The 1,400-nt window shown below is 47.6% G+C and carries 1 protein-coding gene; it reads right to left on the bottom strand.

What is annotated here, in order from left to right; genetic code table 11:
* Positions 1-86: 86 nt before the first annotated feature.
* A partial coding sequence (locus A3766_RS03470) for a UDP-N-acetylmuramoyl-L-alanyl-D-glutamate--2,6-diaminopimelate ligase (protein ID WP_068641688.1) occupies positions 87-1,400 on the bottom strand: 1,314 nt, incomplete at its 5' end.

Genomic DNA, 1,400 nt, shown 5'->3' with positions numbered 1-1,400 from the left:
AATCAATAGATAGGCAAGTAAAGCCCGTATCATCACCCAATAAAGTACCCGGCAAAGCTTTAGCCAAAGAGGAGAAAGTCATGACATCAATCATTAATGACCTCCTCTAGCGCCTTAGGAAGAACAGCTGCTCCCGAAATCAATTCGCGCACAGTTTCGATATCACTAAAGTAGTGGCGCTGACCTTTCACTTCTTGCCACGTTTCATGACCTTTACCCGCCACAAGAATGACATCATCTGCTACTGACTTTTCGAGCATTTTCTGTATTGCCATTCGTCGCTCGTGTATCACTTCCACCTTCGATGGCTGCGCAAAGCCCGCTAAAATATCTGCGATGATTGCTTCTGGTGATTCTCCTCGTGGATTGTCATCACTGAGGACAATGTCATCTGCAAACGCTTCGGCAACTCTTGCCATCTCGGCGCGTTTTCCTTGATCACGGTCACCACCACAACCAAATATCACCCTTAGAGAGCCACTGCAAAGAGGCGCTAGCGTTTTAAGTACATTTTCCAAAGCATCAGGTGTATGTGCATAATCAACTACGACTGTAGGTTGATTCACAGACCGAAGCACTTCCATACGGCCATCAACCGCTTTAATCTTTTTAACTCGCGACTCAACGCTTTCGAGGTCGTTCATCGCCGTGGCAGCTGCAAGCACAGCTAACAAATTGCTTAAGTTAAATTCGCCCAGCAATGGGGAGTCGATCATTACCTGACCTACTGAAGCCTTGATCAATGCGTGTATACCCGATGACGAAAGCTCGTTCGTCAATACCGCAACATCAGCAGCTTTACTTGAAACCGCATAACTCGTAATGTTTGTGCCTGGCGTAACAGCGGCTTTAAAATCGCTGAACAGGTCATCATCTCGATTTAGTACTGCAAAGGCCAAGCTCGTGTTCTGAAATAGCTTCTGCTTGGCTTGCGCGTAGTCGGACATTGAACCATGGTAATCCAAGTGATCACGAGTCAAATTGGTGAACACTGCTCCATAAAACTGGACGCCATCTACCCGGTTCTGACATAAGCCGTGCGAAGATACTTCCATCACTACAAACTTTGCACCCGCGTCACGCATATTAGCCAAATGCCGATGCACCTCGATCACATCGGGTGTCGTGTAACCGGTCGCAACCAGAGCTTCCGTCTCCTCACCAAGCAAGCCATAACCCAAGGTTCCCATCACGCCACACTTATGCGGTCCTTGGGATATGTAAGAGGCAAGGTGGTTTGCTACTGAGGTCTTGCCGTTCGTACCGGTGACACCGATTACTTTAATTTCTTCACTTGGCCTAAAGAAGAAGCGAGCCGCTATCTCTCCCATACTCTGGCGAAGGCCCTGCAAGCAGATCTCTATCGCTGCTTTATCTTCATATATTCGGCAGTTAGTATT

The organism is Oleiphilus sp. HI0132 (assembly GCF_001635845.1).
The sequence above is the reverse complement of the archived record's forward strand: the minus strand, read 5'-3'. Positions and strand labels throughout refer to the sequence as shown.